This is a genomic window from Gorillibacterium timonense (genome assembly GCF_001457415.1).
In the GTDB taxonomy this organism is placed as follows: domain Bacteria; phylum Bacillota; class Bacilli; order Paenibacillales; family NBRC-103111; genus Gorillibacterium; species Gorillibacterium timonense.
This window is the reverse complement of record NZ_LN881721.1, coordinates 237,704-260,986: the sequence shown is the minus strand read 5'-3', so window position 1 is coordinate 260,986 and position 23,283 is coordinate 237,704. Positions and strand designations below refer to the sequence as shown.

The following is a 23,283-nucleotide window of genomic DNA, read 5'->3' as shown; positions in this document are numbered from 1 at the left end:
GATGGAATTGGAAATCAGAGGAGGAATACCCGAACATGACCCGAATCGTGAAAGCCGCACCGGAGCGGCGAGCCGAAATCATGAATGCTGCCGAACAGCTTTTTATGCAAAAGGGATATGACAACGTACCGATCAGCGAGCTGCTGGCTGTGATCGGAATAGCCAAAGGAACGTTTTACCACCACTTTCCTTCGAAGGACGCACTCTTGAACGCCATTCTGGAAAGAACCGTCGAAGGAATTGGAGAACGCGCAGCCGCCATCTGCGAGCATCCGGAGATGAACGCCCCGCAGAAGCTGCACGCCGTCATGGGCGCGATCTTTCAGGGAGGCGATAACCGCCGTGGCGCCTCTCTCGATCCGGACGACGACCGGCATCTCCTGATGCATATGAAGCTCACCAACCGGTTCTACGCCAAGCTGGAGCCGGTGCTCGTGGCAATCACCCGCCAGGGCATCCAGGAAGGTATCTTTCATACCGGAAATCCGGAGGACGTCACGGCGATCCTGCTGCGCGGCATTACCGGCTTCATCAACCGGAATTTCCGGGAGATGGTCGATCCCGGCTTCGCCTCCGCACGCATGGCCAGCATCTCCCTCGTTCTCGCCCGTGTGCTGGGGATGCAGGAGCAGCCGCAGGCGTCCACCCGGCCGGACGCCTCCGGTGCAAGCTCTTCCGGAGCTTCACCGTCTCACCCATCCGACTCTAAAGGGGAATCGTCATCATGACCATGAGGCATCAACGGCTGCGCAGGGCGCTCTTGTGGACCTCGTTTCTTCTCCTCCCGGTTACACTCAATTATTTCTCGCCGTATCTCATCATCGACGGTTTATTCCGCGGCATTCTGGCCGGCTCGTTCCTCGTCTGGGCTGCTTTTTTCGTAACCTCGCTCGCCATCGGACGCGCGGCCTGCTCTTATGTGTGCCCCTACGGTGGTCTTCAGATGACGATGGACCGGGTATTCGGTCGTAAGCTGAAGGAGATCCGCTGGCTGCGCTTTTTCCGTTATGGACTCGGCATCATCTGGGCCGGGCTCATCCTCTACCCACTCATCTTCTCCGCTGTGAAAGGCTCGCTCCAATTCTCCCCCCTCTACCTCACGGAGAACGGAATCTCTGCAGACAATGCTCAGAAGCTGATCTTTACCTATTTTATCGTCTTGATGCTGGCGCTTCTCCCCCTCTTCCTTGGCAAAAGAGCCACCTGCCATTACCTATGCCCCATGTCCATCCTGAACATCGCCGGAAGCAAGCTGAAGAACCGGCTCAATCTCCCCTCCCTGCGACTCGCCGGAGACAAGGACCGCTGCATCTCCTGCCACAAATGCGACAGGGTCTGCACCATGAGCCTAAATGTCTCGAATATGGTGCGCACCGGGCGCACCGATCACACCGAATGCATCCTGTGCGGAGAGTGCACCGCTGCATGCGGAACGGGCGCTGTCACGCGAACGTGGCGTTCAAGAACGACTAGTGCGGACGCGACCGTCAAGCCGGCGGCGAGCCGTTCCCGAACGAGATAAAGGATTCTTTCTCGGAAAAAGACCGCATACCCCAGGACTAGGGATATGCGGTCTTGCCGTAACGCTCGCCGAGGAGGTCGAGCAGATCATTACGAATAAACGTAAAGATCAATATCAATTTCTGCATTTATACAATGTAAAAACTCAATGACTTGCTTATTTAAATACATTGCTGGCTTCTGATTATTCTCAATGTTTATTACTATTGAAATAATTATTTCAAGGTTGTGTATGCGCATTAATTCAATAATTTCTTTTGATTTTCCTTGAATAAGGTCAATAATTTCACTTAATTGATCGTTAATATCTAGCGACTCCTGATATTCTGTATTAACACTCCAACAAGTTTTATTTCGAATAAGTGGCTTTCCAGGAATAGTATCACCTTTAAGCCAATATTTTTTGGGTTGGATATTGAGTTTCTCTGTAATAATTTGAGGATTAAACTCATCACCATAGATACTAAAACCCACCATGACAGTAGTGTTTTCCATTCCTAACCCCTTCACTAATTGATATATTCTCCTACCTGCTTGTATCCACGCTTAGAGGATATTTGTGTATTATTCCCTGACGCTGCCTTTATTGTCACAAGCCCAAATGCTTCCGCGATTCTTTGACTGACCACCTCTTGTTGATAGAGGGCTTCTGCCTGCGTTAAAGTCAATCCTTTAAGGCTGAGATCATAGATGGTTTCATAGCTGGCTATGGTTCCACCATAACCACCATGAGCCTATATTCCGATACTCTCTAGCTGCAATTCTTTAGGCTTTTTCTTGTTTGAGATCGTGTTCGAATCAACAATAGTGATCGTTCGGACAGAGTCGGCCCTTCCAATTTCGCCTCAACAAAAAAAGGGACCAGTTTACGCCCCCCTTTCCCTCCCTCTACTCCTTCCACACCACCGTCTTACTGAGTGCCGACCAGTCCGCTTGCAGAAGGCCAAGCCTCCACAACGCGATACCCTTCAGGCCATATCGCTTGGCAAGGCCCACCTTGGCTCCGATGGTGCTGCTGTTCTCGCTGTCGGCGGAGATGCCCAAGAGCAGCTTGTCCTTCGAGGTCTGTTTCAGCGCGAGTTGAATGGCTTCGTCCACCTTAGCGAGCGGCTCCGGCGTCTTCGTCGGTCCGTAGCTGTACGCCATCAAGATCAGTTGGTCCGCTAAGATGCCGAGCGTCTTGTAATCATAACCGGTGTAGGCACTGTTCAAGGGGTGAAGAACAACCGTCAGCTTCAGTCCCGCTTGGCGAGCCTTGCCAGAGAGATTCTTCACGAAGGCGTTGTAGTCAGTACGGGCTTTGGCGATATCGCCGTTCATACCGAGGCCTTCCAGGTCGAGTGTGATTCCGCCGAAGCCTTTTTCCACCGCCGTATCCACGATAGCCTGGACCGTGCGTTCTTGAAGCGCCGGATCTTCGAGGTTTTTAGTCAGTTCGTTCTGCCCGTCTACGGAATAAACCATTAGCGACGGAAGCGTCCCCTTGCCTGATGCATCCTGAACGATGGATTCCGGCGTAGTCGCTCCATCTGCCTGTGGCCAGCGGTATTCGGCTCCCGAGGTGGTGAATTCCCCGCTGCGGTCGACCCGGCTCCAGCCGAAGGTGACCTCATCGAAGTTCGGCAGGTAGCTGCGCTCGTCATAAGAGGATAAGGCGTAGAAGGCCAATGTGTACATATCTTTGGGCGGAGACACGATGGTGACCGTTTGGGTACTCTGCGTCCAGGAGACGCTTGCGCCGAACTGCTGGCTGAAAAAGCTGAGCGGAATCATCGTGCTGCCCTGAATCACGGTAGGGGCAAGAGCGAGCGGCACGGCCTTGCCGTTCACAAGAGCCTGCTTACTGCCTACTGTAAGTATGATCGTTTTCTTACTGGTGCTATCCTGCTTGACCGCCGTGATGCGGCCCGTCTTCTGCTCCCACTGGACGCTGACCCCAAGCGCCTCCGAGATGGCACGGAACGGGACGAGCGTCGTCCCTTTTATGATGATCGGAGCAACCGGAAAAGGCAGCGGATACCCGTCGAGCAGAATCGTCACAGCACCGACGGAAGCGGAGACCGCTGCACGAGCGGGAGCAGCCACTGGCAGAATTGCTGCCGAGGCCAGCACAAGCGCAAGCATGAATCGTCCAATCCTTTTCATCTCAATCGACTCCTTTATTCTCGTAATCTAGGAAACTCGTTCATTCGGAAAGTTAACGTACGCAACAAAAGCAGAACCCCCATTTACCGAGGGGCTGTCAGTCCCCGAGTTGAAAATGATGCCTTTAGTGCAACATTTCCTCGTTCTGCTCGGTGTTTCACTCGAAATGATGCTTTTTATGCAACATTTCCTCGTTCTGCTCGGTGTTTCGCCCGAAATGATGCCTTTTGTGCAACATTTCCTCGTTCTGCTCGGTGTTTCGCCCGAAAATGATGCCTTTTGTGCAACATTTCCTCGTTTTGCTCGGTGTTTCGCTCGAAATGATGCCTTTTATGCAACATTTCACGACCCATTCAACATCAGGGTTGGGAAAGCTCGTCCGCATGGAGGAACACAGTTAGGTTGGAGTAACTGTACTTTCTACACCAACTAGAGCGGACTTAGACTACGCTTCAAGCGATGTGTGACTCTATCACAATCTGGGCATCACGCTAAGTCTACCATACAAGACGCTGGAAGATAAGGAAGGGTTACACCTGTATAAGTAAAAACAGACCCGGAAAGCCATCGCTTTCCGGGTCTGATCGGTTGAAACATTTCTAGCGCTCGGCTTTCTGCCGCTGTATTAGCCTCGACGATCCAGTCGGGAGTGCGCTGTTGCCCCGTGCATGATCCTGCATCATGCCTATCGCATTACTCCCCGAAGCGGGCCGCCCTCAGCTAAACTGCCAGGCCGTCAGGCTCAGGCTGCCCCATTGGTAGCTGCGGTGCAGAAGCTTCGCTTCGCGGCTTGCATCCCCGCTGCCCATCGCCAAGAGGACCGGAATGAAATGCTCGTTGGTCGGCACGGCCATGCGGGCGTTCGGCGCAAGTTCATCATAGCGGAAGAGTTCGTCCGTGTTCCAAGTGGTCAGCCGTTCCTCGATCCACTTGTCGAATTCCATCGCCCAGGAATCGATGCTGTTCGGACCTGCTCCCCAGGAAATCCGCCGCAGGTTGTGAACGATGCCGCCGCTGCCGATGATCAGGATGTCCTGCTCGCGGAGCTTGCCGAGCGCTTTGCCGAGCTCGTATTGCTGCTTGTTCGTCAGATGGCGGTTAACCGACAAGGCCACCACCGGAATGTCCGCCTCCGGGAAGATCAGCTTCAGCACCGCCCAGGAGCCGTGATCCAGCCCGCGCTCGGTATCCAGGCGATTGGCGATGCCGGAGCCGAGCAGCAGCTCCGAAACCTGAGTGCTCAGCGGCTTATCGCCGGGGGCCGCATAGGTCATCCGGTACATCTCATCCGGGAACCCGGAGAAGTCGTAGATCGTTCCGTAGGAATCCACGGAGCCGATCTCTTGGATCATGCTTTCATAATGAGCGGAGAAGATCACAATTCCTTTCGGCCTCCGGGGAAGCGTACTGGCGAATTGCTTGAGAAAACGCGTGTACTCGTGGTCTTCAATAACGAGAGACGGAGCTCCGTGTGCGAAGAAAAAGGATGGCATCATGAAAATCACTCCTTATGGTTGTTGTTATTCCTTGTATGCTCGTTCATTTCAGCAGCATTTAGTAAGAGCCTGTATTCAAACCAGATTCCGGAAGGTCGGCCAAGAGAGTTACGCCTGATCAAGAGAGTTAAGCCTGATAGGAGCTCTTCGGCTCTTGTTCAAGCCGTGTGAATCGCCCGTTTCGATCCTCTCAGTGGTACGAAACCACGTTATTAATGCGCAGTTAGTTCTACTCGTGTAGATGTGAATTGCGTCAATGGGTATGGGACGATGTGCGGAAACCACGGTTTATTAGCTGACAGCGTACATATCAGTCATCGTCAAGCTCTACTTCTCTGACAGCCCGCTGTCCTGCAAGAGCCATTGCAGCAGATCGCGCTGATTGGCTGCGGTCACCTCATGACCTCCCGGATACAGATGGAAGGTAGTTCTTTCCGTGAGAGTTCGCATATAGGCTGCGGTCTGTTCGCCGATAATCGCCGGGAATACTTGATCGTATTGCCCGTGGGAGACGAATGCCGCTACCTTATCCGTTCCGGAGCCGAGGGGATACTCCGTCTTCACGAAATCGGGAACGTAACCGTTCAGAGCGACGATTCCCTTGAGCTTATCGCCCAGAGCATGGGCCAGCGTGAGCGCCAGGATCGCGCCTTGGCTGAAGCCGAGAACGTAGCGGCGGGAGCTGTCAATCGCATACTCCATGTCAGCGAATTCGATGAAAGCCTCCAGGTTACGGATCGCCCGGTCGAATTGCTCGCGGATCGGATTGCCGAGGCTCTTGAGCTCATAATACTGATAGCCCGGGCCGAGCGGAAGATCGCCGCGGATTCCGATAAGGATGAACTCTTCCGCGAGAGGGCTCACGAGCTGCAACAGATCTTGCTCGTTTGAGCCTTTGCCGTGCAGTACGAAGATCACCGGATAGCTCTTCGATTTGTCATAGGCGTCCGGCAGATGGACAGCATAGGAATAGGGAACGGGATTGGTCATCGGTCTCACCCTCTCCTTCCGAAGATCGCATGATCGAGAGACAACGGTGAGCGGTCCGCAAACGCGAGGTAGAAGGCAACCAGGACAAAGGCCAGATCCAGTTCATAGCCTGCGCCCTGTCCATTGCCGAGGAGTCCCGCCGACAGCTTCGCGGTAAAGATCGCACCGGCAAGCACGGCGATCAGCACGACCGAAACGATGCGGGTGAACAACCCGGCGATGAGCAGAATCCCGCCAACCAGCTCAATCGTTGCCACGATGTAAGCCATAAACGAAGGAACGTGAATGCTCTCAAACCATTGTCCGACGTTGCCGAGGCCGGTTTGGAATTTGTTGATTCCATGTGCCAAGAAGAGAATGCCGAGAACAATTCTCATTATAGTGGTGACAATGTTCATCTTCATGAAGAAAGCTCCTCTCATTTATAAGCAATATAGATTTTTTATTTGTAACAATAAATTAACCCTTTCCCACTAGAATGTCAACAAAAATATTGCTAATATAGAATTGTATTTATTATCACTTATATTCTCTTATCAGTTGATCTCATTCCATTTCTCATAAGAAGGTGAAGCTCATGGATATAGGTTCTGCAATCCGCGCTATCCGTAAACGCAAAAACATCACCATCGCCCAAATCTGCGAGCGAACCGGGCTGTCTCAAGGATTCATGAGCCAGGTCGAAACCAACAAGACGTCTCCCTCCATCAGCACCCTGGAAAATATCGCGCAAGCGCTGGAGGTTCCGCTCGCTTATCTCCTGCTTCGCAAGGACGAGCGAATGAGCGTCGTCCGCAAGGGGGAACGGCGGCAAACGACGAGCGGCCCCGATCAGCTTAGTGTCTCCCAGATCGGCACGACTCGCCACATGCGCATGGTGCTCGTGGAGATCCCGCCCGGGCAGTCGACGGGGGACATCCCTCATGCGCACGAAGGCGAGGAGGTGCATCTCGTCCTCGAAGGCCGCGTCTTAGCCGAGCAGGGCGAAGACCGCACGGAGCTGGAGGCTGGCGACTCCTTCAGCTGGCACGCCTGCACCCCTCACAAGGTCGAGAACATCGGAGAGGAAACGGCGCTCATCCTGATCTCCGTCTACACGGAGGAGCCGCATGATCTGAAGATGGTGTAAGACGCTCATAAGAGCAATCGAACAGCAGAGCAGCAAAAAACAGAGCTGTCTCGGTCACTTTTCGTGATCTCAAGACAGCTCTACTTTTTTTAACACCCTATTTAGTGAATGACAGCGGTTCTCTTGGCGGCTTCCGCATCCGGCTTTCGATTCGTTCGCTTCTTCAGGCGATAGTTGCCGACCGTAACCAGGCAAGCAATCAGCGCAAGGAAAGCCGCGGTCCAGGAGAGATGACTTACTCCGAACGTAGTGACCACTACCCCGCCTATGGATGACCCGATCGCAATCCCGATATTGGCGCCTACCGGAAGAAGGGAAGAAGCGAGGTCTCTTGAAGCCGGAGAATGCTCGACTGCAAGCTCAACAAGGTTCAACTGAGCGGTTACGTTATAAACACAAGAGAACAAGGAGATGGCCGTGAGAAGAAGCAGCCCGGCTGCGGGAATATCGGCCGCAAAGGAAAAGACGAGATAGATGACCGCCTGGGCAAGAAAGACTCCTCGCAGCTTGCCGACCGCATTGCCGGAAGCCAGCCTTCCCCCCAACCAGTTGCTGCCGATGGCCGCTATCCCATACAGCAGGAGAACCAAGCTGATCGAATAGAGAGGAAGCCCCATCACGTTCTTAATGATAGGGGTGATGTACGTGTAAAAGCTGAAGACGGCCGCCGTTCCCAGAACGGGGATAAGGAAGGCAAGCACGATCCGATAATTCGTCAGCAACCCAGCCAGCTCACTCCAGGACCCTTTTTGCTTGGACAGGTTAGACGGAATATAAAGCCCAACGAAGACGAGCACAACGATTCCGATCACGGAGTTCAGAACAAATGCGGCCTGCCACTCCAGGTGCTGGCCCACAAAGGTTCCGATCGGCACCCCCAGCACATTGGCAATGGAAAACCCGCTCAGCACCCATGAAATGGACTTGCCGACGTTTTTGCGGTTTACGGCTTCATTAAGCACAGACAGGGAAATGGAGAGGGAGGTTCCGCATAAGACCCCAGTTAAGATCCGAATCGCCAACAGAAGCAGGTACGAGCCGGATACGGCGCCGACCAAGTTTAATGCGACAATCAGGGCGAGAATACCCAAGATCGCCGTTCTCTTGGAAAAGCGGCTCAGCAGCACCATGAGGATGGGGGTGCCGACCGCATAGGCGATGGCGAATCCGGACACGAGGCTACCAGCTGCAGCAAGGGTAATGCCAAGCGAGCTTGAGATTTCGGGCAGAAGCCCGACAATGATATATTCCGTGGTGCCCAAGAAAAAGGACATGCATGTAAAAGCAAGGATAAGGGCACGTTCGTTGAGTGTGCGCATGATGCCTCCTGTAGTAAGCACCGAATCGGAATCGAGCTTAATAATAAATGTTGTTTCATGTCGAAATTCATCATAAGATTTAGGTATAAAAATCACAAGTAACGATGTTGGCTTTCTTTTGCAACATGTGATAGATCTTGCTTTATTGGCGCGTAAGCCTGGGAGCGAAGGAAGGGGGCGATTCGAATCAAGGACGGTAGTCCCAATTTGTTGTACATCGGCAAGCTCAAAGAGGACCCTTCCTGGAAGTTCCCCAACCATAAACATGAGAATGTTAGCGAGATTATCTATGTTCTCCATGGAGAGGGAACCGTAAGAATCGACGGTCAGATGTACACCGTTCAATCCGGCGATCTGCTCATCTATAATCAAGGAATCCTGCATGAGGAGTCCTCGTCTTCTCTCCATCCCCTGGAAATGTACTATTGTGGTGTGACCAATGTCTCTCTAGAAGGAAATGAGCCTAACAATCTCATCCCCGAAGGAGCGACCCCCTGCATCACGGCCAAGAGCTATGCCCATCAGATCGAAGCCTTATTTTCGATGATGTATGAAGAATCCCTGCTGCAGAGCACGGGCTATGAGACCGTGTGCAGCCGTCTTCTTGAGGTCCTGCTCATCATCATCCAGCGTCTCGCCCAAGCGCCGAAACGGTCTGCCAAGCAAAGCTCCGAGGCTCTCGCCGAACAGATTATGGATTACCTGGAGCAGAACTATTTATGCCATCCATCCTTGAAGGACCTCTCCCGAGCTTTTCATATGAATCAGTATTACATTCTCCATACATTCAAGAAAAAGTATAACGACTCCCCCATCAACTACATGCTGCAAAGAAGAATGGGAGAAGCGAAGCAACTGCTGATCAATACGAACATGAAAGTAAAGGATATCGCGAAGCAGTTGGGTTACGACAACGCCAATTACTTTACCGTGATTTTTACGAGGACGATGGGAGAATCCCCTCTGGAGTATAAGAAAACCACGAAGAAAGAGCGTGTCAATCTGTTTGAAGCCAAGCCGCAGCGAAACCGTTCCTCAAGCCAAAAAGAGGCGCCCCCCAAGCAGTAGAACTGCTCAAGGTGACGCCTCTCTTCTATTTGCAAGACGAGGAAGCGGAATGCTGGCGCTCGCTATCGAAACCCCTATCGGGGCCATTGAGCGTTATCCCTTCACGTTATCCCTTGACTGCAGCAGCAGCCGCTTCCAGCGCCGACACGACCTTGTCGCACCACTCGTCGAACTCCGGATCATCCTTTTGCAGCTCGGGGTGGGCCAAGATATGGGCGACGGTTTCCTTCAGCCCTTGATCAAAGCGGGTGGTAGCGGTGAAGCCGGGAACGAGCCGCTTCAGCTTGGAATTATCGAAGACGACGGTGTTTGCCTTGTCTCCATGCAGCGGACCCCAGAAATCGCCCTTCCAGCAAGAGGCGAGAAAATCGGACGAGACATGAACGGCGTTCAGCTTCACGCCAAGCGCATCCGCGAGGATCGCGTAAATTTGGTTCCAAGTGAGGGATTCGTCCGAGGTAATCTGAACCGCTTCGCCGATCGCATGGATATTGCCCATGAGGCCGATGAATCCTTTGGCAAAGTCGCGGCTGTGCGTCATGGTCCACAAGGAAGTGCCGTCTCCGTGGATGAGGATGGGCTTGTTGGCGAGAAGCCGCTTCGCTACCTGCCAGGAGCCGTTGTCCCCATGCAGCCCGAGCGGAATGGAGCGTTCACTGTAGGTATGGCTCGGACGCACGAGGGTCACGGGGAAGCCTTCCTCCCGGTACAGCTTCATCAGATAATCCTCGCAAGCGATCTTGTTTCGCGAATATTCCCAGTAGGGGTTGGATAGAGGCGTTCCTTCGGTGATGCGGTAATCGGACAGCGGCTTCTGATAAGCCGAGGCCGAGCTGATGAAGAGAAACTGCTTCGTCTTGTTCTTGAACAAGCGGTAATCCCGCTCCAGATGAGCCGGTTCGAAGGCAATGAAATCCGCAACCACATCAAATTCGAGCTCGGCGATAAGTGCCGCAATCTCTTCTTCCTGATAGATATCTCCGGTTAAGATATGAACTCCAGCCGGAATGTCTTCCGTACGATTGCCGCGATTCAGAAGGTACAGCTCCCAGTCCGTGTCCGTCAGCTGACGGGTAATGGCCGCACTGATCGTTCCGGTGCCGCCGATAAATAACGCTTTCATCGATCCACCTCCGTAGGGTATGCCGCTTCCGCCTTTTAGCCGGGTCATTCAACCCGATATGCGCCAGGCAGAATCGCTGCTTTCTCCCCCTAACGATAGCATGGACCTGCGTGGAAAGACAAACGAGGATCATGAGGTCCTGCGTGGAAAGACAAACGAGGCCAGCTTTCGCCGACCTCGCCTTCAGGCTTCCTGCTCTATCTGCCGCTTGATGTCCGCCATCCGCATCTTTCCCCACTCGTACATCATCTCCACGATTGGCAGCAGCGTCATTCCCAGCTCTGTCATGGAATATTCCACTCTCGGCGGAACGTCGGGATAGACCTCCCGATGCACGATCCCATCCTCCATCAATTCTTTCAGCTGGTTCGTGAGCATTTTGTGCGAGATTTTGGGGAAGAGCTTCTGAAGCTCGCTGAACCGGTGCGGCCCTTCGACTCCCAGATGCCAAAGAATCACCACCTTCCACTTCCCGCTCAGAATGGACAGGGTCAGCTCCTTCTCACAGTTGAAGTCTCCGTTTACGATCTTTTCTTTGATTTCTTCTCTCAGCTTATCCGTCATTTCGTTCGCTTGCCTCCGGACCTTACTTACCTGCCGGTAACCTTCTTACAAAGAAGTGCATTCTTCACAGAGCTGCTGACAGGAAGTACGATGATAGTAACCCAAGTGTACAGGAGGAATGGAGAATGAGCAAAAAAGCACTTTTGATCATCCCGCCCGAGCGGTTCAACGAGGACGAATTGGTTAAGCCGAAGGAAGCTCTGGAACAAGCCGGGGTGGCCGTCACGATCGCCAGTACCAAAGTCGGTGCAATTACGGGAGACTATGAAGGCAAAGCCGTGGCTGAAAAAGTGTTCACCGACACCGCCGCTTCAGACTATGACGTCATCTCGATCATCGGCGGGGCCGGCCCGAACGATTATCTGTGGGGTAATGCCGAGCTGCAAAGCTACATCCTTAAAGCGCATGAGGACAACGTTCTCGTAACGGGAATCTGCGCCGGCTCCGTCGCAATCGCGCAAACCGGACTGCTCTCGGGAAGAGAAGCGACCTGCTACCCCATCGACCTGCAAAAGGACCAGCTCCAAGCAAACGGCGTCACCTATGTTGAGAAGCACACCGTTGCGCACAAAGACATCATCACCGGCGACGGTCCGCAGGGAGCCGAAGAATTCGGCAAGGCGCTGGTGAACGCTCTCTCGTAAGAGACGGCTCGGCAGAACCGCCGCTTCGTTCCTTTATCAGCGGCAAGGACAACGGAGGCATGCCATTCAGCCGGAAGAGGAAGTCAGGCCCATTACCGCGCTACGGTCCGGAAATACTTCCGGATGCGGGCCAGTTTGGCAGCATGACGCCCCTTCCGGCTTTCCATGCTTCCGAACTCGAAGAACTTGACCGGCCGAATCCCGACATAGCCGAGGAGCGCCCTGCGCATGAGCACCTTATGGGCATTGTTCAGCCAGAGGAGCGGGTAATGGGCCGGCCCCTTCATGACGGAGATGATGACGGCGGACTTCCCCTTCAGGAGCCCTTCCGGCACGAGCCCCCCTTTGTCCCGATAAGCAAATTCAGAGGAAAACATCTGGTCGATGTAGCCCATCAGCATCGCGGGCGGCCTTCCCCACCAGATGGGATAGATGAAGACGAGCTTATCCGCCCACAGAAGCTGTTCCCGGTAGCGGGCGAAGGCGGGATCGCGGTGCATGTCTCTCCTACGCTTTTCCTTATGGAAGGTCAGCACGGGATCGAACCCCTCCGCATACAAATCCAGCACCCTCACCTCCTGAATGGCGGAATTCTCCCGGCTCCCTTCGAGCACCTCCTGCAAAAAGGCATAGCTCAAGCTTTCGTGATTAGGATGAGTGAAGATGACGAGCAGGTTCATGGGTCCCCCTCCATTTTATTATCATTTGATAACAAACATCCTACTCCAGGGGCATTTAGTTGTCAAATGATAATTGTATTCGGATAACCAGTTTGTTATGGTAACGGATGAGGTGATTTCAATGGACATGACCGGCCTGTTCCGGAAGTTCGTCGACTTTACGACTGCCGTCCACGATGTGAAGTATACCCTTACGAAAGACGTTAAGGCGGAGAGCCTTCCCGCCGTGCAATACCGGATTCTCGAATACCTGGCGGTCAGCCCGCCGGTTACCCCAAGCGAAATCAGCGAATGCATGCACCTATCCCTGCCCAATACGAGCCGGGAATTGAGAAAGCTGGATGAAGCCGGCCTCTGCGAGCGAATTCCGGATACAGAGGACCGCAGAAAGCAGTACATTCGGCTTTCGGATAAAGGGACCGCGATGATGGAAGAAGCGTTTGCCTGGATTCAGGTCCGGTTTGAGGAACGCACTGGGCCGCTTACCGATGAGGAAAAAAAAGAGATCGAGCGAGCGCTCGACCTCCTGCAGCGAAAAGTTTTTTATTGAGCACGTACCCCTCAGGCCGGATCGCGACAAACGTCGTTTGTCGATCCGGTCTTCGTCTATCTTCTCTCGGTTACTCTGCCCCACCACCAGCCGCTTCCCAGCGGGCGATTTCCTCCCGCACCCGAGGTGCAACTTCCTTGCCGAGCAGCTCAATGGCCGCCATCACATCCTCGTGCGGCATCGTCCCGAGCGGCATGTGCAGCAGGAAGCGCGTGATGCCCACATTCTTGCGCAGATAAATAATCTTCTCCGCCACGGTCTCGGGATCGCCGACATAGAGCGCCCCCTCCAGAGTGCGGGCCGAATCGAACGAGGCGCGGGTATAGGGCGGCCAGCCCCGCTCTCTGCCGATGTGATTCATCCGGTCCTGGGTCGGAGGAAAGAATTTATCCGCGGCCGTCGCGGTATCCCGGGCGAGAAATCCGTGCGAATGCGACGCCACCGGCAGCTTGGCCGGGTCGTGTCCCGCCTTGGCGGCCGCCTGCTTGTACAGCCGGACGAGCGGAGCGAACTGCTTCGGTTGGCCGCCGATGATGGCGAGCGCGAGCGGCAGGCCGAGCATACCGGCGCGAATGACGGACTCCGGATTCCCGCCGCTGCCGATCCACACCGGCAGCGGATTCTGCACCGGACGCGGGTACACGCCGAGGTTGTGGATGGCCGGGCGATGGCCGCCCCGCCAGGTTACCTTTTCCGATTCGCGCAGCTTGAGGAGCAGCTCCAGGTTTTCATCAAACAACTCGTCATAATCATCCAGGTCGTAGCCGAACAAAGGGAAAGACTCGATGAAGGACCCCCGCCCCGCCATGATCTCCGCTCGACCGTTTGAGAGCCCGTCCAAGGTCGCGAAATCCTGAAAGACTCGCACCGGGTCAGCCGAGGACAGCACCGTGACCGCACTCGTCAGCCGGATGTGGGTCGTCTGCGGCGCTGCCGCCGCAAGAACAACGGCGGGGGAAGACGCCGCATAATCTTCCCGATGATGCTCGCCGACGCCGTAAGCATCCAAGCCCACCTGATCCGCTAGGATGATTTCCTCTACTACCTCTCTAAGCCGTTGAGCATGGCTCATGACTTCTCCCGTCACAACGTCCGGCGATGTTTCCACAAATGTGCTGATTCCGATTTCCATGAGCATCCCTCCTCGGTCTTTTGAGACAGCTGCGTTTCTTTTTGCGCCACATGCGGTTCTAGGCTGCGAGCGTCATCGCATGGCGATCCTTCAACCAGAGCGGCGCGCGGCATCGCTTGGCGATCATCAGCTGAAACCGCTCAGCCAGTCGGCCATCGCTATCAGGCATTAGCTATCAACCCCTGCTGCCCGACATCGACATCAGACTTCCGCTGAACTGCATTTTGTGAGTACCTCCCGCTTCCTTTCCTTTAGTCGCTTACCCTCGCTTTCAGTTTACCTGCTTCTTAAGCGTGGATGCAAACCGGATCTCCGACCCGTTCAGTCGATTCATTTGGGCTTCGAGGAGTCGAAAGGTTCAACTACCGGCGATTCTAGTCTGCCCTTTCGGTCCTACAAGAGGGTCGCAAGCATGCTCCAGCCGGAACACCAGCTGATTCGAGAAGCCCTTGCACCGATGGCCCTTCGCACATCCTCAGGCAACCAGAGGCGCGAGCACAAGTACGCTGTTAGCCCTAATCGTGTGGATACGAATCGGCGTCAATCGATATGGGAAGTTGTGCGGAGACCGCGGTGTTAAAGCTGACAGCGTACTAGCCCAACTGCACTTTGCGGCCTCTCGCCTCATACTCTAGGAAAAGGAAGACATGGAGAGACCGGGCATGAAAGCAGCCAAGACAAGGAGGGAGAACGGCGGATGGAAATCTGGGCGGAGATGGAACGCGAGGGCTGCGAGCAGCTCGTCTTCTTTCAGGATGCCGACAGCGGCATGAAGGCGGTGGTCGCCATTCACAATACGAAGCTGGGACCGGCGCTCGGCGGCTGCCGCTTGCGGAGCTATGCATCAAGCGATGAGGCCGTACGGGATGCTCTGCGTCTCGCCAAAGGGATGACCTATAAGTCGGCGCTGGCCGGCCTGCCCTACGGGGGAGGCAAAGCCGTGGTGCTTGAGCTGCCTGACCCGCAGAAGCGTTCAGCCGGGTTCCGCTCCTTTGGCCGTTTCCTTGAAAAGCTGAACGGGACGTATGTGACCGGTCTCGACCTTGGAACCACCGTGACCGATATGGACCTCATCCGCGAGGAAACGGATTATGTGACGGACACGTCCGGCTCTCTCGGCGCAGTCGGCGACCTGACCGCCAAAATGACCGCTTACGGCGTCTTTCTTGCGATTCGCGAAGGCCTTGCTTACCTGAATCGCACATCGGAGAAGCAGGAAGGATCGGACCCTCCCCTTGGTCCCGGCTCCGCGCAGGAGTCACCGATACCCGCCTCAGCCTCCCCGGAGCGAAACACCGACCTTGCGGGGATCACGGTCGCCGTGCAGGGTGTAGGCAAGGTCGGGTATTTTCTATGCCGCTATCTGCACGAAGCAGGCGCAAAGCTCATCGCCTCCGATGTGGATGCGTTCCGTTTGGCTCGGGTCGCGCATGAATTCGGCGCCGTCCCGGTCTGGCCAAACCGCATCTATGAGACGGAGTGCGACGTCTTCGCGCCATGCGCGCTCGGCGGCATCCTGAACGACACCGTGCTTCCCCGACTGCGCTGCCGGTTGGTGGCGGGAGCCGCCAACAACCAGCTGCAGGAGCCGCAGCACGGCGCCAGGCTGCACGGGCGCGGAATTCTCTACGCGCCCGATTATGTGATCAACGCCGGCGGGATCATCGTAACGGCCGCCGAGCTCGACGGCCGCAGCGCCGATTCCGCCAAGCGGCAAGTCGAGCGCATCCCGGACACTCTGCGCCGGGTGCTCGCCAAAGCAGAGGCGTCCGCCATTCCCCCCGCCGAGGCGGCGGACCGGCTGACGGAGCGGATTCTCGAGCGCGGCTTTCACCGGGAGGGCGGGTAACGCCCCCCCTCCACTAGCTTGCTATCTTTTTCCTCCCTATGCGACAATAAGACCGACAACCCGGCCTGTCGCGGTTGAGCTTCGGGCGGACCGGGTACGAGTTAAGGAGGGATACAACACGTGAAAACGATGAAACTCGGAACCAGTTCACTGGAGGTGCCGGTGATCGCCGTCGGCTGCATGCGGATCAACTCGCTGGACAAGCCTCAGGCAGAACGCTTTGTCCAGTCGGCTCTCGATGAGGGCGCTACCTTTTTCGACCATGCGGATATTTACGGGGGAGGGGAATGCGAATCGATCTTCGCGGATGCCATTCACATGAACGCATCGGTCCGCGAGAAGGTCATTCTCCAATCGAAATGCGGGATTCGCAGCGGTTCGTTTGACTTTTCCAAGGAGCATATTCTACATGCTGTGGATGGAAGCCTAAAGCGGCTGAAGACGGATTACCTCGATGTGCTCCTGCTGCACCGGCCGGATGCGCTTGTGGAGCCGGAGGAAGTGGCGGAAGCGTTCGACCTGTTGGCTTCTACGGGTAAGGTCCGCCATTTCGGTGTCTCCAACCAGAACTCGATGCAGATCCAACTGCTGCAAAAGACAGTTAAGCAGCCGCTAGTCGCCAATCAGCTGCAACTCAGCATCACCAACGCCAACATGATCTCGAACGGCATTAACGTAAACATGGAGAACGCGGCCTCCGTGAACCGGGACGGCAGCATTCTCGACTTCTGCCGCCTGAACGACATCACCGTCCAGCCCTGGTCCCCATTCCAATACGGCTTCTTCGAGGGCGTCTTCCTCGGCAGCGACAAGTTCCCGGAGCTGAACCGGAAGATCGACGAAATTGCGGATCAATACTCCGTCACCAATACGACCATCGCGATCGCCTGGCTGCTCCGTCACCCCGCACACATGCAGCCGGTAACCGGAACCATGAACATCGAGCGCTTGAAGGACTGCTGCAAGGCGAGCGAAATTCGGCTCACCCGCGAGGAATGGTACGAGATTTACCGCGCGGCGGGCAACGTGCTGCCGTAACAGAGACAGCATCGGACCGACCCGCCTCATTGAGCCGGCGAGCCGTGAGACCCAACATCTTCTCTCGCGCAAGAAGCGCGCGGTGAGCCGTGAGACCAGCCTCCTTCTCTCGCACAAGAAGCGCGCGGGGAGGCCGGGCAGCATGGTACCCTGGCGTCAGGCTGCCTAGTGAGTAAGAATTGATCGAAAGTCTATTCTGATTGGTCGGCTAAGCTTCGATTCGCTAAACACGAAAATGAGGCTGTCCAAAAAGCCGTTTTCATCGGTTTGGGTACAGTGCCTGATTGTTGGAATAATGATGTAGAGGGGCGAGTCAAGCGGTGGGAGTCAACAGATTGATTCGCTCCCTTTTCGGATCGATTGCTTCCCTCCCGAGCCCCCTTTAGTTGTGCGAAAGCCACTGATCGATAAGGGGAATGCCTACCTAGACATCGTCGGGCTTTCCAATGGCAAATCCAAGGGGTTACTCCAAGGCTGCTCGGGTGCTGTTTTTTCTAATGGCGGCCACCGCTGCTATTTCGCCAATAAGCAGGGGTTTGAAATTCTAACGGAACAGCACGCCACAAATGGGAGCCAATCGCTGATCATCACGTCAAAGGAAGTCCAATAGCTGCATCCATTTCCGTTGCTATGAACGTTTTAGTCAAGCCCTTCATCATTTGCATTTATTCAACTTAAGCACTAAGCGCAGGAGCAAATATGCGAGCGACGGTCGGCACGCTGCTATCCGTGGGTTGGGTACCACATGTAATGCCTTCGTCAGGGAGAGCAAACGCTAGCTAGAAACGCACATTCGACGATGACTCGTCTAGTGCAAACGGAAGTCGCGAATTCTCTCCTGAAACCTTTCATTTGCTCCTGGGCTTAATGCTCGAGTGGGAGCTTGTCAAGTGGATTCCTTGACAAGCGGTTGTTCTGCAGGTAACACTGTCGTTCCTTCCAACAGCTTGCTGTTGGAGGTGCCTCACGGCGAGTGTGGGGGTGCAGGGGGCGAGTCCCCTGCGTTTCCCCTTAAGGGTTAAGCCGTCGGCGATGGTTCCACCGTCCGCGCAACCGCCCATACAAACCCAACCAGTTCTCGCGCAACCGCACCGATCGCTACATTTTTTTGCTTGTTCTTGCCAAACACCAAGTACCGATATTTGCGATGTAATCGTTCCTGTGCTTTCCATGAAAGCATTTGGACTTCACCCGACAGCCCATCCAAGCGTTTCTCAAGCTCCCCTTTTACTGCGGGACGATAGCGGTAACTCCATGCTGCTTCAATGAGGACGCGTCGCAAATGGCTATTGCCCGCTTTGGTCATCGATCCTCGACGTGTGCGCTGTCCGGTTGAATACTCGCGAGGAACCAATCCTAAGTAAGCCATGAGTTGGGCGGGGGAACGAAAACGAGCGAAGGAACCGATCTCTGCCGCAATCGTAACGGCTGTGAGAAGAGCGACGCCGCGCAAAGATTGAAGGACCTGAATGACGGGAGCCTTCGCTCCCTTCGTGGCTTGTACGAGCAGCGCTTTTTCCAAGCGGGCCATGCGCTGATCGACTTCATCGATCGCATGGAGCATTTCCGTAAAAGCAACTTGCATTCCCTCATGCTCGAACGTGAGCTGAGTCAGCCATTCGCGGTACTTTTTTGTCCACCTCCGTTTGATGGTAACTGGCGGATGGATGTGGTGCCGAAGCAGAAACTTCAACAGGCGCTGCCTGGCACGATGGATATCCTCCCTTGCTGCTTCGCGCGTGCGGACAAGGTCACGTAAGGCTTCATCTTCTCTTGTCGGCACGTGAACGGCTGTCAGTTCCCCTGCGCGGAATAGTCGTGCCAGTTGCTCGGCGTCCCGGCGATCTGTCTTAACGTGGTCTCCTGCCCGTTTGGGGATGAGTGAGGGAGCAATAACCGTGCAGCTGGCACCCATGGATTCAATCCAGCGATGGGTTTCGTACCCGGTGGGTCCCGCTTCGTAACAGAACGCCAAGCTATTCGCCGGCCCAAGCTCCTTAAGCAGCTTCCGTATTGCAGCTGGGGTATGCGAAATTGTGCCGTAATAACGGGGGGCTTCTGTTCCCGCATCTGCAATTGCCACCGCTATTTTTTCTTTTGAGACATCTAAACCAATATATTTTGTGGTAAACTTCATGGTATCAGCATCTCCTTTTGCTTGTAGCTCTGAAATGGTGGGGACAACTCCATTTTAACCTACGATTCGAGCAAATTTGGAGGTGCTGTTTTCCTTTACGTTCATCATAGCTAGATGGATGAGAGTACCATTTGGAGCTAATTAGCGGCTACTGCTTCCGTTACAATCATATCAGCCAGATAATAGCAGAAGCTTGAGCGGCTCCTGATTCCATGCTTACCGGACGTAATCCTGGAGATCGGAGAACTTTCCCCTGCCTGCACCTGCTGATGCAAAAACCAAGTAGCTAAGCGGCTTGTTCTCGCTTAGCTACTTTGGTTTCCCTCCAAAAATCACCTTATGGGGGTTCTAAGGGTGTTCCAAGGTTACCTTTTGGGGTATCTTCTTCGTTTATGCCGGTACTTTCGGGTCTTCAGCGTTCCATCTACCTGATCAATTTTTCTTGGCGAGGGACTTGGCGAATTTCGCGGCCGCGCTTCTCGGGATGAATTTCGTTCCGAAGATGCTCAGCCGGTTGAGGGTTCCCGTGATGATCACGCGCTTGCCTGTCTTCATCGCGGCGTATCCTTGACGAGCGACTTGATCGGCTGACATGGCTCTCTTGAACAACCGAGATCCTTCCGCGTTGGCTGCCGCCCCGAATTGAGTCTTCGTCGGTCCTGGGCACAGCGTCGTCACTGTGACAGCCGAACCGGCAAGCTCCTCGGCCAGCGCCTCTGAGAAAGACAGCACATACGCCTTCGAGGCATAATAGACCGCCATCAGCGGTCCGGGGAGGAAGGCCGCCATGCTGGCGACATTGAGGATGCTGCCCCGGTTCCGTTTCTTCATGCCGGGGAGAACCAGACGGGTGAGCTCCGTGAGCGCCCCGATGTTCAGTTGGATCATCTCCATCTGTTGATCGAGCTCCAGTTCATCAAAGGCTCCCATCAAACCGAACCCGGCATTATTGATCAAGACATCCACCTCGATTTGCTGTCGCACCAGCTCCGCAAAGACCTCCTTCGCGGCATGAGGAAGGCTCAAATCCTTGACCAGTATGACGCTTTCGACGCCAAGCCCGCTCGCTTGCAGCTGCTTCAGCTTCTCTTCGCTGCGCGCAACCAGCACGAGGGTATAGCCATCCTTCGCCAGCAGCTTCACGAATTCCAAGCCCAATCCGCTTGTTGCTCCGGTGACGAGAGCCGTCTTGTTCATGGCGATATCGCCCGCTTTCCGTAGGGAGTGTTATTCTTTATTGACTCGAATGCTGAGGTTGCCCCCATCATAGCCGTCCGACCGCTCCCCGTCAACGCGAACAGCCAGTCTCGGATCGCGCAAAGGATCAAGACTGGCTCTGTCTATGAAGATAACCTACATTTCCAGCGTGAGGCCGAGGCTGACGTTCAGCAGGCGCAGCAGCATGACGACCGCTTCGGCGCGAGTCGCAGGGGCATCCGGCTCGAAGCGGTTCCCGCCTTTGCCGTTCACGATCTGCGCTCCGGCGAATGCCGTGATCGCCTTTTCGGCCCAGTGACGGTTTACATCGATGAAAGTCGGCGTGGCCTCTACTCCTTCAACCGTTGCCACTCTCGCCAGCATGGTGACAATCTCCGCACGGGTAATTCGCTGCTCCGGACGGAAGGTTCCATCCCCGTAGCCTCCCGAGATTCCATGTGCAGACAGAGATGCGATGGCGGATTTGGCCCAATGCTTCTGCACATCGGGAAATGCTGCTTTCTCCGCAGACGGAAGCGCAAAAGCCTTCATCAGCATCTGGGCGAACTCGGCCCGCGTCACCCTAGCATCCGGCCGGAAGGTTCCGTCCTCGTAACCCGACACGAAGCCAAGCCGGGCGGCAGTATGAATCGCTTTGCTGCTCCACAGCGTGTCGGGAACGTCCCGGAAGTGTCGCTCGGGTGCGGATGCTGATAATTGAACGGCTGACCGGATGGCATCCTCGCGGGCGACCGTCCCGTTCAGAGAAGCGGGCAATCCCGGTGCAGTTGGCGTAGCCGTAGGGGCGGGAGCTGGCGAAACGGATGTCGGAGCCGAAGGCGTCGGGACAGCGATGCCAGGAAGCGGCGCGGCCGGATATGGCGCGGGAGCCGGGCCGGGTGCGGCGCTCGGGCTCACTGCTGGCGTCGGGCTTGGGCCTGCTCCAGGTGCCGCGCTCGGGCTCACTGTCGGCGTCGGGCTCGGGCCTGCTCCAGGCGCGGCGCTCGCTCCAGGCGCGGCGCTCGGGCTCACCGTCGGCGTCGGGCTCGGGCCTGCTCCAGGCGATGTGCCCGGGCTCACCGTCGGCGTCGGGCTTGGGCCTGCTCCAGGCGATGCGCCCGGGCTCACCGTCGGCGTCGGGCTTGGCGACGAGTTCGAATCTGTTCCGCCCGCCGGAGTGGAGGCAGGGTCTGTTGGGGTGGGGGTTGATCCGCCGCCAGGACTCGGTACCGTGGCGCCTCGGACAAGAACCTCCGTAGTCAGCGTAACGCCTCCATAAGTAAACAGAACGGTGCTCTGCCCCTCGCCTACAAAGTTGACGATTCCTTTGCGGCTCACCGTTACTATGGATTCGTTGCCGCTCTCCCAGAGACCCAAATCGGTGGCATCCACAAATTCTCCGCTGCTCATCCGCGCAACAACCGCAATCGCAATTTGACCGCTACCCACAGCAGCGTCAAGGCGGTCGCGGCTCGGCATGAGCTCCTCAACGTGAAGAACTCCCGGATTCGCCGCTTTTACCGTCAGCAGAAATTCCTTCGTCTCGATAGCCCGATTGTTTGCGATCGTCGCCGTAAAGATGACCGTAACATCAACATCATTCGGAGGAGTAACCGTTCCGTCATCCGCCACGACAGCGGGATTGCTGCTCCGGTAAAAGATCGCGGACCCGTGAGCTCCTTCGGTGATGAGGCCAAAGGAACGGGTGACCGAATGGCTCGTATCCGACTCGACGAAGGCAAGCTCCAGCTCCTGCTTGTCTTGCGCGACCCGGTCGGCATCCGTCTCCTCCAGCTTGAGAACGTTCACGGCAAACGATCGAAGGAGCGGCTTTTTCTGCCCGAGGCTCAAAGCTGCGGTCAAGGTGACGGGCGCATCGCCCAGGAGATAGGCAGGCCGGATGACATGACCCATTTCCGTAACAACTGTGGGATTACTGCTCGACCATTTGATCGATACTTCATCTAGAGAATCGGGCAGCAGAAGATTCTGCGTAACAGCAGCTTCGCTGTCGCCCGAAACATAACCAATGGTTAACCGTTGAGAAGCCTCCTGAAGAAGCTGAGCTTCCGCAGCGTCCGGCTCCGCCAAATCTACATGAACGGAATAATCAGCTCTCAAGCCTTGATAGACGGCTGTGATAACAGAGATCCCGGGAGATACCCCCGTTACGGTCCCTGCCGCAACAGCTGCGACCGCCGAATCGGACGATGACCACTCCACCCAGAAGGGGTCGATCTCTTCGGATGCTCCCGATGCGGAGAGTGTCTCCGGCTTTATGGCTAAGGTTTCTCCTACGGCTAGGGTATTTATATCGGCTGAAAGATCGAGGCTCGTCAAGGGATCGTCCACAGGCGCTTGTTCCTCTGCTTGAGGATGAACTGCAGCGACTCCTTCCTGGGACGGACCGTATGCTGCGGCAACTCCGCCAAAGGCGGTAACGACAAGGGCAAGGGTGAGAAGCTGCGACAACAGACGTTTGATCAATCGGCCTTGCTTCATGGGTTTCGAAATCCTCCTGGTTCGGTGCCTATCTGACACGGCTGCGTGAGACAGCACCATAATCTACCATCATTCTACAAGAGTCAACCGCTCAAACCTGTGAGAAATCTTCCTTTTTTGTTGATTTTGCAAAATTGTCTCGAATTTGTTCGTTTTTGCGCACAAGCGATAGCTCTCCATGCAAAAAGGCACCCTCTCG

The 23,283-nt window shown here is 55.3% G+C and carries 22 protein-coding genes; 9 read left to right on the top strand and 13 right to left on the bottom strand.

Translation table 11 applies throughout. The annotated features are described in order from the left end of the window. The first annotated feature begins 35 nt into the window (after positions 1 to 35). A complete protein-coding gene (locus tag BN2684_RS03310) occupies positions 36 to 728 on the top strand; it encodes a TetR/AcrR family transcriptional regulator (RefSeq protein ID WP_058300756.1) in 693 nt (230 codons plus the stop codon). Beyond that, the gene (locus BN2684_RS03305) at positions 725 to 1,522 is read left to right on the top strand and encodes a 4Fe-4S binding protein (protein ID WP_058300755.1); all 798 of its coding nucleotides are present in this window, start codon (positions 725 to 727) and stop codon (positions 1,520 to 1,522) included. Before BN2684_RS03310 ends, BN2684_RS03305 begins: the two co-directional genes overlap by 4 nt. 89 nt (positions 1,523 to 1,611) lie before the next feature. Here the strand turns inward: BN2684_RS03305 and BN2684_RS03300 are convergent, their stop codons facing one another. Further along, positions 1,612 to 2,016: a DUF4279 domain-containing protein gene (locus BN2684_RS03300; protein WP_148449870.1), complete on the bottom strand. Its 405-nt coding sequence runs from the start codon at positions 2,014 to 2,016 to the stop codon at positions 1,612 to 1,614. Between the two features lie 393 nt (positions 2,017 to 2,409). Then, positions 2,410 to 3,666, bottom strand: a complete 1,257-nt coding sequence (locus tag BN2684_RS03295; protein ID WP_058300753.1) for a stalk domain-containing protein — start codon at positions 3,664 to 3,666, stop codon at positions 2,410 to 2,412. A 109-nt stretch (positions 3,667 to 3,775) separates the two neighbouring features. On the opposite strand from BN2684_RS03295, the gene BN2684_RS24410 reads away from it, so the two are divergent. Continuing rightward, positions 3,776 to 4,099, top strand: coding sequence for a hypothetical protein (locus tag BN2684_RS24410; RefSeq protein WP_148449868.1), 324 nt, complete (start codon positions 3,776 to 3,778; stop codon positions 4,097 to 4,099). A 283-nt stretch (positions 4,100 to 4,382) separates the two neighbouring features. Here the strand turns inward: BN2684_RS24410 and BN2684_RS03285 are convergent, their stop codons facing one another. The 3 genes from BN2684_RS03285 to BN2684_RS03275 form a co-directional block, all read right to left on the bottom strand. Then, positions 4,383 to 5,162 (bottom strand): DODA-type extradiol aromatic ring-opening family dioxygenase, encoded by a 780-nt coding sequence (locus tag BN2684_RS03285; RefSeq protein ID WP_058300751.1) that lies wholly within the window; start codon positions 5,160 to 5,162, stop codon positions 4,383 to 4,385. A 327-nt stretch (positions 5,163 to 5,489) separates the two neighbouring features. Further along, on the bottom strand, positions 5,490 to 6,152 hold the full coding sequence (locus BN2684_RS03280; RefSeq protein ID WP_058300750.1) for an alpha/beta hydrolase: 663 nt from the start codon (positions 6,150 to 6,152) through the stop codon (positions 5,490 to 5,492). Between the two features lie 5 nt (positions 6,153 to 6,157). After that, positions 6,158 to 6,556 (bottom strand): DoxX family protein, encoded by a 399-nt coding sequence (locus BN2684_RS03275; protein ID WP_058300749.1) that lies wholly within the window; start codon positions 6,554 to 6,556, stop codon positions 6,158 to 6,160. Between the two features lie 173 nt (positions 6,557 to 6,729). On the opposite strand from BN2684_RS03275, the gene BN2684_RS03270 reads away from it, so the two are divergent. After that, positions 6,730 to 7,281, top strand: a complete 552-nt coding sequence (locus BN2684_RS03270; protein ID WP_058300748.1) for a helix-turn-helix domain-containing protein — start codon at positions 6,730 to 6,732, stop codon at positions 7,279 to 7,281. A gap of 101 nt (positions 7,282 to 7,382) precedes the next feature. Here BN2684_RS03270 and BN2684_RS03265 read toward each other — a convergent pair whose 3' ends face one another. Continuing rightward, a complete protein-coding gene (locus tag BN2684_RS03265) occupies positions 7,383 to 8,600 on the bottom strand; it encodes an MFS transporter (RefSeq protein WP_058300747.1) in 1,218 nt (405 codons plus the stop codon). A 207-nt stretch (positions 8,601 to 8,807) separates the two neighbouring features. Between BN2684_RS03265 and BN2684_RS03260 the strand changes: the two genes are divergently transcribed. Next, complete coding sequence (locus tag BN2684_RS03260; RefSeq protein WP_058300746.1) at positions 8,808 to 9,668, top strand: AraC family transcriptional regulator; 861 nt, start codon at positions 8,808 to 8,810, stop codon at positions 9,666 to 9,668. Positions 9,669 to 9,774: 106 nt separating this feature from the next. Here the strand turns inward: BN2684_RS03260 and BN2684_RS03255 are convergent, their stop codons facing one another. After that, positions 9,775 to 10,791, bottom strand: a complete 1,017-nt coding sequence (locus tag BN2684_RS03255) for an SDR family oxidoreductase (RefSeq protein WP_058300745.1) — start codon at positions 10,789 to 10,791, stop codon at positions 9,775 to 9,777. A gap of 183 nt (positions 10,792 to 10,974) precedes the next feature. After that, a complete protein-coding gene (locus tag BN2684_RS03250; RefSeq protein ID WP_058300744.1) occupies positions 10,975 to 11,355 on the bottom strand; it encodes a winged helix-turn-helix transcriptional regulator in 381 nt (126 codons plus the stop codon). 125 nt (positions 11,356 to 11,480) lie between these two features. Between BN2684_RS03250 and BN2684_RS03245 the strand changes: the two genes are divergently transcribed. Next, positions 11,481 to 11,999: a DJ-1/PfpI family protein gene (locus tag BN2684_RS03245; protein WP_058300743.1), complete on the top strand. Its 519-nt coding sequence runs from the start codon at positions 11,481 to 11,483 to the stop codon at positions 11,997 to 11,999. Between the two features lie 92 nt (positions 12,000 to 12,091). On the opposite strand, the gene BN2684_RS03240 is transcribed toward BN2684_RS03245, so the two are convergent. Next, positions 12,092 to 12,679, bottom strand: a complete 588-nt coding sequence (locus BN2684_RS03240) for an NAD(P)H-dependent oxidoreductase (RefSeq protein ID WP_058300742.1) — start codon at positions 12,677 to 12,679, stop codon at positions 12,092 to 12,094. A 121-nt stretch (positions 12,680 to 12,800) separates the two neighbouring features. On the opposite strand from BN2684_RS03240, the gene BN2684_RS03235 reads away from it, so the two are divergent. Further along, entirely contained in the window at positions 12,801 to 13,229 is a 429-nt protein-coding gene (locus BN2684_RS03235; protein WP_058300741.1) for a MarR family winged helix-turn-helix transcriptional regulator, read from the top strand. A gap of 70 nt (positions 13,230 to 13,299) precedes the next feature. Here the strand turns inward: BN2684_RS03235 and BN2684_RS03230 are convergent, their stop codons facing one another. Continuing rightward, the gene (locus BN2684_RS03230) at positions 13,300 to 14,361 is read right to left on the bottom strand and encodes an LLM class flavin-dependent oxidoreductase (protein WP_058300740.1); all 1,062 of its coding nucleotides are present in this window, start codon (positions 14,359 to 14,361) and stop codon (positions 13,300 to 13,302) included. A gap of 697 nt (positions 14,362 to 15,058) precedes the next feature. On the opposite strand from BN2684_RS03230, the gene BN2684_RS03225 reads away from it, so the two are divergent. Both BN2684_RS03225 and BN2684_RS03220 read left to right on the top strand, forming a co-directional pair. Beyond that, complete coding sequence (locus BN2684_RS03225; protein ID WP_058300739.1) at positions 15,059 to 16,210, top strand: Leu/Phe/Val dehydrogenase; 1,152 nt, start codon at positions 15,059 to 15,061, stop codon at positions 16,208 to 16,210. Positions 16,211 to 16,330: 120 nt separating this feature from the next. Next, positions 16,331 to 17,248, top strand: a complete 918-nt coding sequence (locus tag BN2684_RS03220) for an aldo/keto reductase (RefSeq protein WP_058300738.1) — start codon at positions 16,331 to 16,333, stop codon at positions 17,246 to 17,248. A gap of 1,018 nt (positions 17,249 to 18,266) precedes the next feature. Here the strand turns inward: BN2684_RS03220 and BN2684_RS03215 are convergent. The 3 genes from BN2684_RS03215 to BN2684_RS03205 form a co-directional block, all read right to left on the bottom strand. Beyond that, positions 18,267 to 19,385, bottom strand: coding sequence for an IS110 family RNA-guided transposase (locus BN2684_RS03215; protein WP_058300737.1), 1,119 nt, complete (start codon positions 19,383 to 19,385; stop codon positions 18,267 to 18,269). 432 nt (positions 19,386 to 19,817) lie between these two features. Continuing rightward, positions 19,818 to 20,582, bottom strand: coding sequence for an SDR family NAD(P)-dependent oxidoreductase (locus tag BN2684_RS03210; protein WP_058300736.1), 765 nt, complete (start codon positions 20,580 to 20,582; stop codon positions 19,818 to 19,820). Between the two features lie 156 nt (positions 20,583 to 20,738). Beyond that, positions 20,739 to 23,084 (bottom strand): S-layer homology domain-containing protein, encoded by a 2,346-nt coding sequence (locus BN2684_RS03205; protein WP_058300735.1) that lies wholly within the window; start codon positions 23,082 to 23,084, stop codon positions 20,739 to 20,741. Positions 23,085 to 23,283: the final 199 nt, after the last annotated feature.

Bases quoted from the DNA above. Each gene is read 5' to 3' on its own strand.
- BN2684_RS03310 (WP_058300756.1), top strand. From the start codon at position 36: ATGACCCGAATCGTGAAAGCCGCACCGGAGCGGCGAGCCGAAATCATG.
- BN2684_RS03305 (WP_058300755.1), top strand. From the start codon at position 725: ATGACCATGAGGCATCAACGGCTGCGCAGGGCGCTCTTGTGGACCTCG.
- BN2684_RS03300 (WP_148449870.1), bottom strand. From the start codon at position 2,016: ATGGAAAACACTACTGTCATGGTGGGTTTTAGTATCTATGGTGATGAG.
- BN2684_RS03295 (WP_058300753.1), bottom strand. From the start codon at position 3,666: ATGAAAAGGATTGGACGATTCATGCTTGCGCTTGTGCTGGCCTCGGCA.
- BN2684_RS03285 (WP_058300751.1), bottom strand. From the start codon at position 5,162: ATGATGCCATCCTTTTTCTTCGCACACGGAGCTCCGTCTCTCGTTATT.
- BN2684_RS03280 (WP_058300750.1), bottom strand. From the start codon at position 6,152: ATGACCAATCCCGTTCCCTATTCCTATGCTGTCCATCTGCCGGACGCC.
- BN2684_RS03275 (WP_058300749.1), bottom strand. From the start codon at position 6,556: ATGAAGATGAACATTGTCACCACTATAATGAGAATTGTTCTCGGCATT.
- BN2684_RS03270 (WP_058300748.1), top strand. From the start codon at position 6,730: ATGGATATAGGTTCTGCAATCCGCGCTATCCGTAAACGCAAAAACATC.
- BN2684_RS03265 (WP_058300747.1), bottom strand. From the start codon at position 8,600: ATGCGCACACTCAACGAACGTGCCCTTATCCTTGCTTTTACATGCATG.
- BN2684_RS03255 (WP_058300745.1), bottom strand. From the start codon at position 10,791: ATGAAAGCGTTATTTATCGGCGGCACCGGAACGATCAGTGCGGCCATT.
- BN2684_RS03250 (WP_058300744.1), bottom strand. From the start codon at position 11,355: ATGACGGATAAGCTGAGAGAAGAAATCAAAGAAAAGATCGTAAACGGA.
- BN2684_RS03245 (WP_058300743.1), top strand. From the start codon at position 11,481: ATGAGCAAAAAAGCACTTTTGATCATCCCGCCCGAGCGGTTCAACGAG.
- BN2684_RS03240 (WP_058300742.1), bottom strand. From the start codon at position 12,679: ATGAACCTGCTCGTCATCTTCACTCATCCTAATCACGAAAGCTTGAGC.
- BN2684_RS03235 (WP_058300741.1), top strand. From the start codon at position 12,801: ATGGACATGACCGGCCTGTTCCGGAAGTTCGTCGACTTTACGACTGCC.
- BN2684_RS03230 (WP_058300740.1), bottom strand. From the start codon at position 14,361: ATGGAAATCGGAATCAGCACATTTGTGGAAACATCGCCGGACGTTGTG.
- BN2684_RS03225 (WP_058300739.1), top strand. From the start codon at position 15,059: ATGGAAATCTGGGCGGAGATGGAACGCGAGGGCTGCGAGCAGCTCGTC.
- BN2684_RS03215 (WP_058300737.1), bottom strand. From the start codon at position 19,385: ATGAAGTTTACCACAAAATATATTGGTTTAGATGTCTCAAAAGAAAAA.
- BN2684_RS03210 (WP_058300736.1), bottom strand. From the start codon at position 20,582: ATGAACAAGACGGCTCTCGTCACCGGAGCAACAAGCGGATTGGGCTTG.
- BN2684_RS03205 (WP_058300735.1), bottom strand. From the start codon at position 23,084: ATGAAGCAAGGCCGATTGATCAAACGTCTGTTGTCGCAGCTTCTCACC.